The organism is uncultured Sphingosinicella sp. (assembly GCF_963974575.1).
Classification (GTDB): domain Bacteria; phylum Pseudomonadota; class Alphaproteobacteria; order Sphingomonadales; family Sphingomonadaceae; genus Sphingosinicella.
This window is the reverse complement of the sequence record NZ_CAXBBQ010000010.1, coordinates 1-14,191: the sequence shown is the minus strand read 5'-3', so window position 1 is coordinate 14,191 and position 14,191 is coordinate 1. Positions and strand designations below refer to the sequence as shown.

General features: G+C 63.4%; 12 protein-coding genes. 1 reads left to right on the top strand and 11 read right to left on the bottom strand.

The genetic code is table 11. The features are described 5' to 3' along the window. Positions 1-21: 21 nt before the first annotated feature. Genes AAC014_RS15970 through AAC014_RS15940 form a run of 7 tightly spaced genes read right to left on the bottom strand, consistent with a single transcriptional unit; the run spans position 22 to position 7,951 of the window. The gene (locus AAC014_RS15970; RefSeq protein WP_339710413.1) at positions 22-1,194 is read right to left on the bottom strand and encodes an acyl-CoA dehydrogenase family protein; all 1,173 of its coding nucleotides are present in this window, start codon (positions 1,192-1,194) and stop codon (positions 22-24) included. Between the two features lie 10 nt (positions 1,195-1,204). Then, on the bottom strand, positions 1,205-1,714 hold the full coding sequence (locus AAC014_RS15965) for a MaoC family dehydratase (RefSeq protein ID WP_339710411.1): 510 nt from the start codon (positions 1,712-1,714) through the stop codon (positions 1,205-1,207). Next, positions 1,707-2,522 (bottom strand): CoA ester lyase, encoded by an 816-nt coding sequence (locus AAC014_RS15960; protein ID WP_339710409.1) that lies wholly within the window; start codon positions 2,520-2,522, stop codon positions 1,707-1,709. The genes AAC014_RS15965 and AAC014_RS15960 overlap by 8 nt, the downstream gene beginning before the upstream one ends. Before the next feature lie 3 nt (positions 2,523-2,525). Then, positions 2,526-3,332: an alpha/beta hydrolase gene (locus AAC014_RS15955; protein WP_339710407.1), complete on the bottom strand. Its 807-nt coding sequence runs from the start codon at positions 3,330-3,332 to the stop codon at positions 2,526-2,528. Continuing rightward, positions 3,325-3,951, bottom strand: coding sequence for an isochorismatase family protein (locus AAC014_RS15950; RefSeq protein WP_339710404.1), 627 nt, complete (start codon positions 3,949-3,951; stop codon positions 3,325-3,327). Before AAC014_RS15950 ends, AAC014_RS15955 begins: the two co-directional genes overlap by 8 nt. A gap of 3 nt (positions 3,952-3,954) precedes the next feature. After that, the gene (locus tag AAC014_RS15945; protein WP_339710402.1) at positions 3,955-5,877 is read right to left on the bottom strand and encodes a hydantoinase B/oxoprolinase family protein; all 1,923 of its coding nucleotides are present in this window, start codon (positions 5,875-5,877) and stop codon (positions 3,955-3,957) included. 16 nt (positions 5,878-5,893) lie between these two features. Beyond that, positions 5,894-7,951, bottom strand: a complete 2,058-nt coding sequence (locus AAC014_RS15940) for a hydantoinase/oxoprolinase family protein (protein ID WP_339710400.1) — start codon at positions 7,949-7,951, stop codon at positions 5,894-5,896. A 225-nt stretch (positions 7,952-8,176) separates the two neighbouring features. Between AAC014_RS15940 and AAC014_RS15935 the strand changes: the two genes are divergently transcribed. After that, positions 8,177-8,914, top strand: a complete 738-nt coding sequence (locus AAC014_RS15935) for a GntR family transcriptional regulator (RefSeq protein ID WP_339710398.1) — start codon at positions 8,177-8,179, stop codon at positions 8,912-8,914. 3 nt (positions 8,915-8,917) lie between these two features. Here the strand turns inward: AAC014_RS15935 and AAC014_RS15930 are convergent, their stop codons facing one another. The 4 genes from AAC014_RS15930 to AAC014_RS15915 all read right to left on the bottom strand — a co-directional run bounded on the left by AAC014_RS15930 (position 8,918) and on the right by AAC014_RS15915 (position 13,917). Next, positions 8,918-10,042, bottom strand: coding sequence for a CoA transferase (locus AAC014_RS15930; RefSeq protein ID WP_339710396.1), 1,125 nt, complete (start codon positions 10,040-10,042; stop codon positions 8,918-8,920). A gap of 11 nt (positions 10,043-10,053) precedes the next feature. Then, a complete protein-coding gene (locus AAC014_RS15925; RefSeq protein ID WP_339710393.1) occupies positions 10,054-11,208 on the bottom strand; it encodes a CoA transferase in 1,155 nt (384 codons plus the stop codon). 70 nt (positions 11,209-11,278) lie between these two features. After that, the gene (locus tag AAC014_RS15920) at positions 11,279-12,604 is read right to left on the bottom strand and encodes an amidase (RefSeq protein ID WP_339710391.1); all 1,326 of its coding nucleotides are present in this window, start codon (positions 12,602-12,604) and stop codon (positions 11,279-11,281) included. Further along, entirely contained in the window at positions 12,601-13,917 is a 1,317-nt protein-coding gene (locus AAC014_RS15915; protein WP_339710389.1) for an MFS transporter, read from the bottom strand. Before AAC014_RS15915 ends, AAC014_RS15920 begins: the two co-directional genes overlap by 4 nt. Positions 13,918-14,191 lie beyond the last annotated feature (274 nt).

Sequence of the window (14,191 nt, the reverse complement as noted above, 5' to 3'; positions counted from 1 at the left end):
TTGATCCTGTTCTTGAAACCTCTACGCGGAATGCCGTTTGACCCATTGTTTGGAGATGATGATCCGCTGCATTTCATTCGTTCCCTCGCCGATACACATCAGCAGCGAATCCCGGTAATAACGTTCGATCTCGTATTCCTTCGAATAGCCGTAGCCCCCGAAGATCCGCATCGCCTCCTCGGAGTTCCGCACCGCGGCTTCGGACGCGAAGTACTTCGCCATTCCCGCTTCCATGTCGCAGCGCTCGCCGCGGTCGTAGGCTTCGGCGGCGTCCTGGGTGAGAAGTCGCGCAGCCTTCGCGCGCGTCACCATCTCACCGATCTTCAGCTGGATGGCCTGATGCTCGCAGATCGGTTTTCCCATCGTCTGGCGAACTGTCGCATAGTCCGTGGCGAGCCGCAGTGCGCCTTCGGCAAGCCCCACACCGCGCGAGGCGACATTGATGCGGCCGAGTTCGAGGCCGCCTGTCGCCTGAAAGAAGCCATTGCCCTCGACGCCGCCGATCAGGTTCGCGGCGGGGAGCCGGTAATTGTCGAAAATAAGCTCGGCACTGTCGATGGCATTGTAGCCGAGCTTCTTGATCTTCTTGCCGACCTCGAAACCGGCGATCTTCGGCGCGATGAAAAGGCTCATGCCTTTATAGCGCGGCTCCGCCTTCGGGTCGGTCTTCACGAGAAGCGCGAAGCAGCTTCCGTGGATGCCGTTCGATATCCATGTCTTCGTGCCGTTGATCACGTAATCGTCGCCGTCGCGCACCGCAGTCGTACGGATCGCCTGCAGGTCCGTCCCCGCGTTGGGCTCGGTGAGCGCGAGGCCGCCGCGTATTTCCCCGCTCGCGAACTTCGGCAGCCATTCCGCCTTCTGCTCCGCCGTCCCGAAACGCTCGACGGCAGCCGCCAGCATCAGATGCGAATTGAAAATACCGGTGATCGCCATCCAGTACGACGCGATCTTCGACACGACCTTCGAGTAGGTGGTCGCCGGAAGACCGAGGCCCCCGTAGTCCTGAGAGATTGTGGCACCAAACAGGCCCATTTCCGCCATCTGGGCGACCAGTTCTGCCGGCCACAGATCGTTGTGATCGTGGTGCATCACGACGGGGCGCACTTCCTTATCGATCCAGCGATCGATCGAATGCATCAGAACGGCCTCTTCTTCCGGGTCGATCGTGCGGGTGGCGTTTGCGGATGTCATGTATTTTCCCTCAATCGTCAGCCGGGCCGAAGCCCTGCTTCCACACGAGGATCGACCGTTCGAATGTGCAGATGATGTCGCCCTTCTGGTTCTTACCCGTCGTCTTCACGGTGACGATGCCCTGCTCCGGCCGCGAGCTTGACTCGCGCTTGCCCAGCACTTCGCTTTCGCCATACAGCGTATCGCCGCAGAACAACGGATGTGTGAGGCGGATATCCGTCCAGCCGAGATTGGCTACGGCCTTCTGCGATACGTCACTGACGCTCATGCCGACAAGAAGCGCGACCGTGAGCGGCGAACACACGAGCGGCTTTCCGAATTCCGTCTTCTTCGCATATTCATAATCGAAGTGCGCCGGATGCGTGTTCATCGTCAGCAGCGTGAACCACACGTTGTCCGCATCGGTGATCGTCCGGCCAGGCCGGTGCTCATAGATGTGCCCAACCTCGAACTCTTCGAAATAACGGCCGAAGGTTTCCCGGAATCGCCCCGGTGCAACTTCGATGACACCCTTACGCATTACGGCTTTCTCCAAATGCGGCGAGATGCTTCAGCCGGCGCATGAACGGCGCCTCCAGCATCCGGCCCTTGAACATGACAGCCTGCCCGCCAGCTTCGGCAAACGCCTGAAGCGCTGCGCGCGCTTCTTCGATCTCGGACGGCTGCGGGCGCAGCACGCCCTGAATGATCTCGACCTGCGCCGGGTGGATGGCGGCCTTCGCCGAGAACCCAAGGCTCTTTGCGCGGCGCACCTCTTCGGCAAGACCATCCGGATCGGCGATATGGATGAATGGCACGTCGATCGCGGGAACGCGCGCCCGCGCACAGGCGAGAATGAACTGCCCGCGTGCCGCCGCGAGCGGTTCCCATTCAAGCGCGACACCGAGTTCGGCGGAAAGATCGCCGCCGCCGAACATCATTGACACCACCGCGTCCGCCGCCGCGATCTCCGCTGCCGCAGCGAGGCCTTTCGCAGTTTCGATCAGCGGGATGATCGCGGACGCGCCGACGGCCTGCAGCGGCGCAAGCTCGCCCACACTTTCCACCATCGGCACCAGCAGCAGGGGCAGCGGCCCGGCATCCCTGAGCGCCAGCACGTCGCGCAGCCCGGCTTCGGTGCGCATCCCGTTTACGCGCACTGCAATGCGCTCTTTCGGCAGGTCGGCAAGCGCCGCGATCACCGCCGCCCGCGCCTCGGCCTTCGCAGCCGGCGGCACCGCATCTTCAAGATCAATACACACCAGCTCCGCACCTGTCGCCAGCGCCTTTTCAAAGCGCTCCGGCCGGTTTCCCGGAACGAACAAAAGGCAGGAGGCGGCGCGGTCCATCGATCAATGCTGCGCGAAGAATTCGAACAGGCGCTGCGAGAAGCGGCCGCGCTGGTCCTTACCGGCAAGAACATGCGCCGCGCCTTCCATCACGAATCCGGTCGCGTTCGGTAGCGCCTCCTCGATGGGTTTCGTCGTGCGCGGCCCGGTGATGGTGTCGAGCGGCGCGTGCATGATGAGTGCGGGGGTCTGCACCTGTTTCAGATCTTCGATGACATCGTAGTCGATGCTGGCGTCGATGAAGCGCGCGTGCGTTTCGATCTTGCCCTGCAATTCGCGCCACGGACCCTGCGGCCCAATGAGGCGATCCGCATTGGCATTGTAATAATCCGCGCTAAACGAATAGGCGCACACGAGCCGCTGAAATGTCGCCCAGCCGGCGTCGCGGTGGATATCCAAAAACAGCCGCAACTGATCCGCCAGCAGCGGGTCCATCGTTGCCCATGCGCCGGTGTTCACCAGCGTCCGTGCAAGATCGGGTCGCATGATGGCGATCTGCTGGCAAACGCACGCGCCGATGCCGACCATGCCGAGCAGGTGGACGTTTTTCAGCCCAAGCGCATCGAGCACAGCAATCGCGTCGTCGGCATAGACGCGCATGGAGATCGGCGTGTCGGGATTGTCCGTGGACTCCGCAAGCCCTCGATAATCCATCAGGATCACGCTGTAGCGGTCAGTGAGGCCGAACGGCAGGCCGGCGCTGTTGCCATGACAGAACGTGCCCCAGCCGCCCAGGCAGAGAACCGGATCGCCTTCACCGACGATTTCGTAATGAATCACTGCACCATCGGGACGCTTCAATTCAGGCATCGTTACGCTTTCCACTGATCGCTTCAATGACCTCTTCGAGGCCCAGAACGTCGGCGTAGCGCCGACCGACGTCGGCAAGGTTCGCCTGATGCGGGCCGATCTCCTGATCTCCGCAGCAGGGCTCCGGCACCATCACCCGGTAGCCGTATGAAAACGCGTCGATGATCGATGCGCGCACGCAGCCGCTCGTCGTGCAGCCCGTCACGATCACCGTGTCCACGCCCTGCCGCGTCAGGAACGTCTGCAGCGGCGTGCCGAAGAAGATCGACGGCGCGCCCTTGATGAAATGAAAGTCGGAAGGATCGGCGATGCGCGGATCGAGCTCCATTCCGGCATCACCGTAGAACATGTCCTTGTAGACCGAGCTGACCTTCCAGTGCGCCATGTCGCGCGGGCTGTTCCAGCCGACGCTGCATGTCGCGACCGGCACGTTGTTCGCGCGGGCGACCTTCAGCAGGCGCGCGGTGTTCTCTACCGCCTGATCGACATGGCCGGAGCGGCCCATAGGATAGGCGCTATCGGTGAACGCCCGCTGGAAATCGACGACCAGCACGGCGGGCTGGCGGCCAAACCCGATATTGCCCTGGTCGCCGTAGCCGGCTGCGGAAAACCCGTTCATGGTTCACTCCGCCGCAAGGCGCTGCGGCATCGGCACGGGTTCGCCGCGCTTGCTGAACCAAGCAGTGGCGATCGGCGAGGCGACGGGATCGACCGGCGGCTGGAGGCCCGTTTCCTCGAAGCAGCTGGCACGGAGTTCCGCGATTGAAGGCCCGAATTCGAACGCATTGACCGGCGGGCGGCTGCCCCGCATCTCCGCGCGAAGGGCCTCGGTCGCCTTATCGTCAACCACGCCGTCATCGGAAATGACCACGCCATAACGCCGCGCGCCTTCCGGGCTGACGAGTCCAGCCTCCACGTCGTAGGCGACGGCGGCTATATCGCGTTCTAGCGGATCGCCCCAGCCGCCACCTCCCCATGTGTCGAAGATCAGGCGGTCGCCGGGCTGCACGAAGATATGATCGATCTTCGACGGCAGGATTTTCTCCTCGCCGTCCGCGCGCACCAACAGCTTGCGGCTGCGCTTGCCCGGCTGTCCGCCCTTCACGCCCCACGGGTAGGTCAGCCAGCGGTCGTCGTGGATGGAGATTTCACCTTCCACATCGAACACATATTCCGTGCGCACGCCGTTGCCGCCGCGATGCTTGCCGGCACCGCCTGTATCCGGCAGCGATTCGAAGCGATCGATGCGGATCGGGAAATAGGCTTCGATATATTCGTTCGGAACGTTACGGAATTTCGGCCACAGCGAATGCCCGTCCGGGCCGTCGCCGCCCGGCTTGCCGGGGATGCCACCGAAGCCGATCTGGAACAGCAGGAACCAGTCGTGGCCCTTGTTGAAGCCCGAATACATGAAGTGTGGGCTGTCCGAGAATCCAGCGGCGACGAGGAAATCCGGATTCGCCGAGCCGAACAGGCCACTGATGATGTCGAAGATGCGCCCAAGCGCGTGTGTGCGTCCGTTGAGCGCCGCGGGTGCGATCGGATTGAGCAGCGTGCCCTTGGGGATGCGCACGTCGATGAGATCGATGTAGCCGTCGTTGAGGACGATCTGCGGATCGTACACGTTCACCATGAACTGCCCGCAGAACATCTTGAACATGCGCTCGTTGAGCAGGAAGTTTACGCAGCCCGCCGATTGCGGATCGGTGCGCGAGAAATCGAAGATCAATTTGTCGCCTTCGCGCCACATCTCGCAGCCGAGCTTGTAGGGCCCGTGGCCGGTGGCGTCGTCGCAGATCCAGTCCTCGAACACGACCTTCTTCTCGGGCATCGTCGAGACGATCAGCGCGCGCATCGCCTCACGGTTGCGCTTCAAAAGCTGGTCCTGCGCCGAACACAGTACGTCCGGCCCGAAGCGATCCGCCATCTCGATAAGACGCGCCGCGCCCGTGCGGCACGCCGAAAGGATCGCGAAGAAATCCGCCTCGTTCCAGTCCGGCGTGCGCGTGTTGCGCATCGCCATGCGCAGCAGGTCCTTCTGCAATTCGCCCTTGGAAACGATCTTCACCGGCGGGATGACGATGCCTTCCTGCAACAGATCGGAAGACGTCACCGGCATCGAGGCCGCCGTCATGCCGGAAATGTCCGACATGTGCCCGAACATCGCGGTCCAGCCGAGCAGACGCCCTTCGTAGAATACCGGCATGCAGAATAGCCAGTCGTTCAGATGGCTGATCGCACCCTGACAGGCGTAGGGATCGTTGGTGAGGAGGACGTCGCCTTCGGAAACCTCCCCGTCATAATTATCGACGAAGCCATCAACTGGCGATCCGAACTGCCCTGCGAGCATCATGCCTTCGCGATTGGTCAGCACCGGGAAGCCGTCGCGCTGTTCGCGGATGATCGGCGAGATCGCGGTGCGGAACAATATCGCGTCCATCTGCACACGGGCATTCTGGAGCGCGTTCTCGATGACATCGAGCGTGACCGGATCGACATCGACCGTCGGCCAGGGCGTGGTGTTGGTTTCGATGAGCCTTGCCATCTTGTGCCTCCAGTTCTCAGCGGTCGTCGCGGATGAGCAGATTGCCGACGGTATCGACCGTCGCGTGGCTGCCGGGCAGGATGAGCGTGGTGGAATCGAGCTCGGTAACAATGGCCGGGCCGTTCACGCGGTCCCCGGCGAGCAGTTTGCGCCTGTCGTAGATCATCGCGTCGTGCCACGCACCACTGTCGAAGACGCGCGTGCTGTGCACGGCAGCGCGCGCCGGATCGCCATCGCCTTCCGCCAGCGTGTTCTGGCCTACGTCCGCGCCCGGCCCCTGTGCGATGACGCGCAGGTTGACCAGCTCCTTCGCCTTGTCGAGACTGAAGCTGAACATCTGCTCGTGCAGGTGATCGAACCGCTCGGAGGCCTTGGCGAGGCCATGCTCAGCAAATTCGGCAGGCGGCAGTGAGACTGTGATGTCTGCCGATTGGCCCGCATAGCGAAGGTCCACCTGATACACGATCTCCTGTGCATCTTCGGGAATACCTTCGACATCGAGCGTGGCACGCACGCGCTCCTCAAGCTCATCGAGAAGCCCCTGCAGCTCGGCCACATCGATCCCGTCGACCGGGCGGATCATGGTGCGTGCTGCCTCGTCGCGCAGGCGCGTCGTCGCGTCGCCCACTGCGCACAGCACGCCGGGACCACGCGGCACGATGACAGGCCACGCCCCCAACAGGCGGCCGAGCGCGTTCGCATGCAGCGGCCCCGCGCCGCCGAACGCCATCAGCGAGAAGTTGCGCGGGTCGTACCCCTGCTCCACCGAAACAAGCCGCAGCGCGCCGAACATGTTCTCGTTTACGATGCGGACGATCCCTTCCGCCGCCGTCTCCAGCGTGAGGCCGAGCGCGTCGGCGATTTTCTGCACGGCCTGCTGCGCGAGGTCGCGGCGGATCGTCATGTCGCCGCCAAGCCGCGCATCCGCAGGCAGATAGCCGAGCACGACGTTGGCATCGGTTACAGTCGGCTCCGTGCCGCCCTTGTCGTAGGCTGCCGGACCCGGGACTGCGCCTGCCGACTGAGGGCCGACACGGAGCGCCTTGGTAAGCTCCGGCACGGTCGCGATGGAGCCTCCGCCGGCGCCCACTGTGCGTACGTCCACCGAGGACGCGCGAACGATCACGTCATGCACCACCGTCTCGCGGCGCACCTGCGCCTCGCCGCCTTCAACGAGGCAGACGTCCGTCGACGTGCCGCCCATGTCGAAGGTGATAATGTTCGGGAAACCCGCCTGCTTGGCGACCCAGATCGCGCCGGCGACGCCGCCCGCGGGGCCGGACATCAGCAGGTTGACCGGGAAGTCGGCTGCAGACGCCGCCGTGGCGAGGCCGCCATCCGAACGCAGGATCGAGAGCTTCACCTCGCCGGTTGTGCGCGCCTCCAGGTTATTTTTGAGATTGGAGACGTAGCGCGACACCACGGGCTTCACGAACGCGTTGGCCACCGTGGTGATGGCGCGTTCATATTCCTGCATTTCCGGCAGCGTGTCGGAAGACACGGAAATCGAAATGTCCGGAAGCTCCTCGCGGACGATCGCCTCCACGCGCTTCTCGTGCGCGGCATTCACATAAGAGTTCATCAGCGAGATGGTGATCGAGCCGACGCCGCTGCCCTTGAAGCGCTGAATGTCCGCGCGCAGGCGCGCCTCGTCGAGCGGACGAACGATCTCGCCGCTGGCGCTGATCCGTTCGGAGACTTCCAGCGTGTGCTTCAGGGCCGCCATCGGCTTGCCCTTCACGAAGTTGATCCACCCCGAAAGCGCGCCGGGCACGAAGCCACGCGCCAGATGCAGAACCTGCCGATAGCCTTCGGTGACAATGAGTCCCACGGACGCACCATTGCCGGTCAGCACCGCATTCGTCGCGACTGTGGTGCCGTGCATTACGTGCGTGATGTCCGCCATATCGAGGCTGTTTTCGCGGCAGGCTTTCTCGATCCCGGAAATCACCGCTTCCGAAGGATCGGACGGCGTCGACGGCACCTTCGCCGTGTAGGTCCGGCTGGCCCCTTCATCGAGCAAGAAAATATCCGTGAACGTCCCGCCGACGTCCACTCCAACCCGAAGCCCCATGCCACTCCCTCCACTCGCGAAACGGATTTCATCGTGCCGGCACCCCTCCCCAGGGTTTGGCGGCACATGTCGCTCAACCCGTAAGCTGACAAAGGGCGGCAGGCAGGTCAATGGAAAAGTTCGAACTTTTCGTTTGGTTAGTTTGATTTGTTGAATTCTTGTGATTTTCGAGCCAAGTACGAACCGCTGACGCGGGCCGTGCTGGCGGCAACAAAGGAGAACAGAGTGACCAAGGTGAGCGCCGGACGGCGCCCGAGGTATGAAGGGGTTTATGCCGATCTGCGCGAACGCATCGATTCGGGCGAATTCGCCGTTGGCTCACCCTTTCCCACCGAAGTGCAATTGTGCGCCGAACTCGGGGCAAGCCGCTACGCCGTGCGCGGCGCTCTCCAGCAGCTTGAGGAGGAAGGCCTGCTCAGCCGCCGCCGCGGCGCGGGGACCACAGTGCTGCGCCACACCCCCATCCAGACGTTCCGCCACGCCATCGGTTCCCGTGCGGACCTTCTACACTACGCACACGCCACGCACATGCAGTGGGAAGAGCAGGAACGTCTCAGCGCGGACGGGCAGCTTGCCCGCCAGCTTGGCTGCGACGAGATGCGCGAATGGCACACCATGCAGGGCGTGCGCTACGATGACCACCACATGCCGCTTTGTATCGTACGTGTATACGTGGATGTTACGCGGGCGACGCTGCCAGACGAAGACGGATTTTCGGACGAACCGGTCTACGAATGGCTGCACCGTGTTCACGGTATAAAGCCGTCGGGCCTGTCGCAGGATATACGCGCAAAAATGCTGACACCTGCCGAAGCGGGCATGCTCGGCGAACCCATTGGCGTTTCTGCGCTCCAGATCATCCGGCGCTATTTCGATGCCGCCAACAGCATCTACCTGATTTCGGTGAATACGTTCCGTTCGCGCGATTTCGTTTACAACATGCGGCTGGAACTGAAGGACTGAACCTCAGCTTCGCGCCCATCCCCTGGCACGGATCGCAGCGCCGTCCGCGTCCAGCGTCGGCGCGCGCAAATGCACCTCGCCAGGCTCGTCCGCGAACTTGACCGGCGTTCCGACGACGCGCCCGCCGATTCCGTCATCGACGAGCATCTCGCGGGCCGCCGCGTGCGGGTGATCGAAACCCTCGGCCATGTTCAACACCGGCGCCCAGCTGACCTCCACGGTCGGCAGGAACGCGCACCAGTCATCGAAGTCGCGCGCGCTGAAAATTTGTCGCAGTTCGCCGATCAGCTGTTGCTGGACAGGCCCGGGCTCAGCCTCCGCGAACGGGATCAACTCCTCCCGGCCGAGCGCCGTGAGCAGCGATCTCGCGAACTTCATTTCGCGGCCCGTGAGTGCGATGAAACGGCCATCGCGCGTCTCGTAGAGATTGTAAAAGCTGGAGCCGCCGACGGACCTGTGCGTCCGCGTCGTCGGCGGCGAACCGCCCGCCAGCACAGGTCCTGAAAGATGCGCGGTCCAAGCCATCAGCGCGTCGTACATCGAGGCATCGACGATGTCCCCGCGTCCCGTCGCGGTGCGCCGATAAAGTGCCATCAGCACCCCGACGAGCCCCGTCAGGGCGCTTCCCATATCGGCAGAAGGAAGCCCAGGGACCACCGGACGTTCATCGCCATTGTCGTTGATCGCCAGAAAGCCGGTGTAGGCCTGCGCGCCCATGTCGTGGCTTGCCTTGTGGGAGAGCGGGCCGGATTGCCCGAACGCAGACAGCGAACAATAGACGAGGCGCGGATTGCGCGCGCGCAGCGTCTGCGCATCGATGCCCAGTTTCGCCGCGACGCCCGGCCGGAACCCTTCGATGAAGACATCGGCCTCGTCCGCCAGGCGCAGCAGCACCGCCACGTCCTCGGCCTTCTTGAGGTCCAGAACAATACTGCGCTTTCCGCGATGGACGTTCTTGAACCAGATCGAAAGTCCTTCGGCATCATAGGGGCCGAACGCACGGCTCGGCTCGCCCCCCGGTGGCTCGATGCGGATGACGTCCGCGCCGTGATCGGCCATGATCTGCGTCATCACCGGCCCCGGCAGGAACATGCTGAGATCGACGACCTTAATACCTTCAAGCTTCACAGATTCCCCCTTCAGGCAGCGTCGGCGGAAAAGCGACCGCGCAGCGCCGGACCATCCGCATCCAGCCCAGGCGCAGCGCGCTGCGGAAGACGCGCGCCGTCGAAACGTAGTGGGTTCGCGAACATCCTGAGCGTCCGGCCGGCTGGATGCGGCACGTCCTGCACCATGCCGACCTCGGCCACGAACGGATTATCGATGGCCCCATCCAGTGATTCCACGGGTGCCGCGGGAATCTGGCCTTGCAGAATTTGCATCCATTCCGCGCGCGTTCGGGTCATGAACACGGCATCGAGCACGTCTGTGAGCACATCGCGGTTCTCGCGGCGGCTGGCCAGATCGGCGAAGCGTGGGTCCGCGCCAAGCTCCGGCCGGCCGATCAGCCTCACAAGGATTTCCCAGAACTTCTGGTTCATGCAGCAGATGTAAAGCCAGCCGTCCGCCGTCTTGTAGAGCTGCACGGGCACGGTCGAAGGATGCGCCGAACGCGGCGTCTGCCGCGTGATGACACCTTCGTTCAGATACCAAGTGCCCTGATAGGCGAGCTGGTGGAGTGCCGCGTCGAACAGCGAGACGTCCACATCCATGCCGATGCCGCTGCGCTCCGCGCCCCTGATAGCGCTGACGAGGCCGAATGCCATCATCATGCCGGTCATGTAGTCGACCATCGAAAGCCCGACGCGCGTGGGCGGGCTGCCGGGGTCTCCGGTCAGCGCCATGAAGCCCGCCTCCGCCTGCATCAGAAAGTCATAGCCCGGCCAGTCGGCGCGCGATCCGGTGCGGCCATAGGCGGAAATGTGGCCGCAGACGATGCGCGGGTTCACTGCCGAAAGCGCGGCATGGTCAAGGCCAAGCTTTGCAGGCAGGCTGCCGCGCAGATTGTTCACCACCGCGTGCGAGTCAGCCACCAGCCGGTGCAGCAGCGCCCGGTCGGTGTCGGCCTTCAGATCGAGGATGAGACTGCGCTTATTGAGGTTGAAGCACTGGTAATAGAGGCTGTCGGCCTCGCCCAGAGTCAGCGGCCCGGTCTTGCGCGCATAGTCGCCGTCCGCGCCTTCCACCTTCACCACGTCGGCGCCGAGATCGGCAAGGAACATGGTCGCATATGGCGCGGCGCCATATTGCTCAAAACTAATGATTTTCAGGCCGTCGAGTGGCAACGCAGTCATGAGCCCTCCCCTTTTCGCGGGCGGAGACTGCCGAAAAGGCCGGAAACAATCAATATAAATGTTCGAACTTTTAAGTGGGATTGATCGGAGAGCGCCGATGATGATGCTCGGTCGCCGCCTCGAAGGCCGCCGCCACACGGAATAGCATCGCCTCTGCTCTCCACGGCGCAGTGAGTTGCATCCCGATCGGGAGATTTCGCCGATCGAAACCGCACGGCACGCTCAGCGACGGCAGCCCGGCTGCGCCAAGATCATAGGTGTTGCGCGCCACAAGTCGCGTCGTCGCGACCATGTCCGTAGCCTCGGCCCAAAGCGGCGCGGTGACGGGCGTCGTCGGCGTAAGCAGCACATCGATCCCGGCTGCGAATGTATCGCGAAGCGCCCGCTGAAACTGCTGAAGAAGGCGGATGCAGTGCGCGTAATCGGCGCCGCTCACTTGATGCCCCAGCTCTATGCGCCGCCGGACTTCCGCGCCGATCCGGTCCGCATGTTCGGGGTACACATCGCGGCGCGCATCGGCGACATCGGCGAGCACGAAGCGGAACGCGCCGCCGCTGCGCAGTGTCTCCGCCTCGCCCAACGGCACGTCGACGAGCGTGCAGCCCAGCCGTTCCAGCACGGCAGCGGCGGCATCCACGGCGCGGGCCACATCGTCCTGCAAATCCTCGTAGAAAAACGCACGCGGCAACCCGACGCGCAGGCCCTTCACGCCCGCGTCCATTCCTTCCAGTAGCGGCGCCGGGTCCTTGAAAGATAAGGCATCGCGCGCATCATAAGCCGCAATGGCCGCATACAGTCTTGCAGCATCCGCCACGGTGGCCCCAAACGGCCCGACCACATCGCAGATCGTGCTGACATCGAGCACTCCATGGTTCGAAACGCGCCCCAATGTCGGCCGTAGTCCCACCACACCGCACAGCGCGGCGGGCACACGCACCGAGCCGCCCGTGTCCGTGCCGATCGCCGCGGGCACGATCCCCGCCCCTACCGCTGCGGCCGATCCGCTGCTCGATCCGCCCGTGATGCGCGCGGCGTCCCACGGGTTGCGGCAGTTGCCGAAAGCAGCGTTTTCCCCGGTCGCGCCGAAGCAGAACTCGCTGAGGTGCGATTTCCCGAGCAGCGTCGCACCCGCATCGCGCAGGCGGCGCACCACTTCGGCATCCCCGGCCGCCGGCGCCGCATCCCGATAGACTGCCGATCCGTGCATCGTCGGCTGCCCCCGCCAGTCGATGCAGTCCTTCACCAGCACCGGCACACCGCCAAGCGGGCCTACGCCGGCCTTCACCTCCCGGTTGAGCCACAGCACGGCATTGATCGACGCATTGACCCGGTCGGCTGCGTCCATCGCCCGCGCAATGGCCGCCTCAGCGTGATGTGCCTCACCCTGCATCTTCATCCTCCACCCTTCAGCTTTGGTCGAACCAACAACGCGACGCTTCCGCCGATCAACAACACGACACTCGCAAATGCGAAGGTCCCGCCATAGCTGCCCACGATCTCATAGAGCAGGGCAAAGCTCGCCGGCCCGACCATGACGCCTGCGAAGACATAGACGAGAGAGCTGCCCATCACGCTCCCGACGTCGGCAGGCGCAGCGTGGCGGAGTACCTCCGCCATCGCGACGCCGTTCCAGCCGTTCAAGCAAAATCCGAGGAAGCTCAGCACCCCGACCTGCACATACGCCGGAAACGCGGCCATCCAGGGCATGGCCAGCAGCGCAGCCCCACTACCGAGGCCCACGACCGCCAGCACGCCGAACCCGGACCCAAGCCGGTCCGCCACCACGCCCCAGCACACCCGGCCCAGCACGCCAAAGGCCTGCACGCCCGCCGCAGCCGATGCTGCCGGGATCAGCTTCCACCCGCAATCCGCCGTCAACATCAACACCGTGAAGGTGGAGAGCGTCAACTGAACCGAGGAGTAGAGAAAGCCGATGATAGTCAGAACGCGCAGGTCACCGCGCCTCCATATCAGTCGCTGCTCTTTCAGCAGACCGCGCAGTAGCGGCACCTTGTTTTGCGGCGGTGTATGCGGCACCTTATGGCCCGCCAGAATGACGAGCAGGGCGCTCGGCAATAACGCCAACAGGAGAAACGCCTTACGCCAGCCTATCACCGCATCGAGCAAGGGTAGCGAAATGCTGATCAGCACCACCCCAAGCGGTGCCGCCGCCTGCTTGATCGAAAATACGACGTTCCGCCGAGCAGGGGGCGTAACGACGCTCAAGATCTGAGACGAGGCCGGATTCTGGAAACCATAGGCAAAGCCGATGAGCAGAGAGGCGATCACGCCGACGGAGATATTGGCCGTTGCCAGCCCGACCAGACCAAGCGCGAACATACCCAATCCGAATTGTTCGGTGCGCACGGCGCCCCAACTCCGGATCAGCGCGCCCGACAGCACGGACCCAAACGCGCCGGCCGTGAAAAGCAAGCTCACCTGATAACCCACAACATAAGCGTCCACGCCAAAATCCGCAGCAACGCGCGGCGCGATGGGAGGCAGCACCAGCGCCGTGCTGGTTGCCAGCAACTGCACGAGCACAGTGAGAATCAGCGCCTTGCCCAAGCTGTCGGCAACCGAACGCGAATTTTGTTCGAACAACTTTTGACCCATGCCCTCGCATAAAGCGAGTTTGCCGTAAAGGCCAAGAAGATTTGCCGACAAAGACTGACCGGTCCCCACCAGGTGGCCCTGGGGATTGGTCATCTGGATCCAGCGTTAGTTTCCGACTTGCCGGCCCCTGAGCTTTCCCTGCATGGCGCGTCGAATCAGCTGAAAAGTCTGATACGCTCGGTGGCCAGAGTGCGGCGTACACTCCAAGAGGGTGCTACCACAACAGTTCCTTCCGACAACGCGAACTCCCAATCTGATCCGCCCCAGTGAATGGAAAACAGATGATGTTTCGACTTGGCGAGGTCGATCAGCCTGGCGGCCATCGGCAGGCCCGTGATTGTCGGATTCGAAGCGACGGGCAACTATC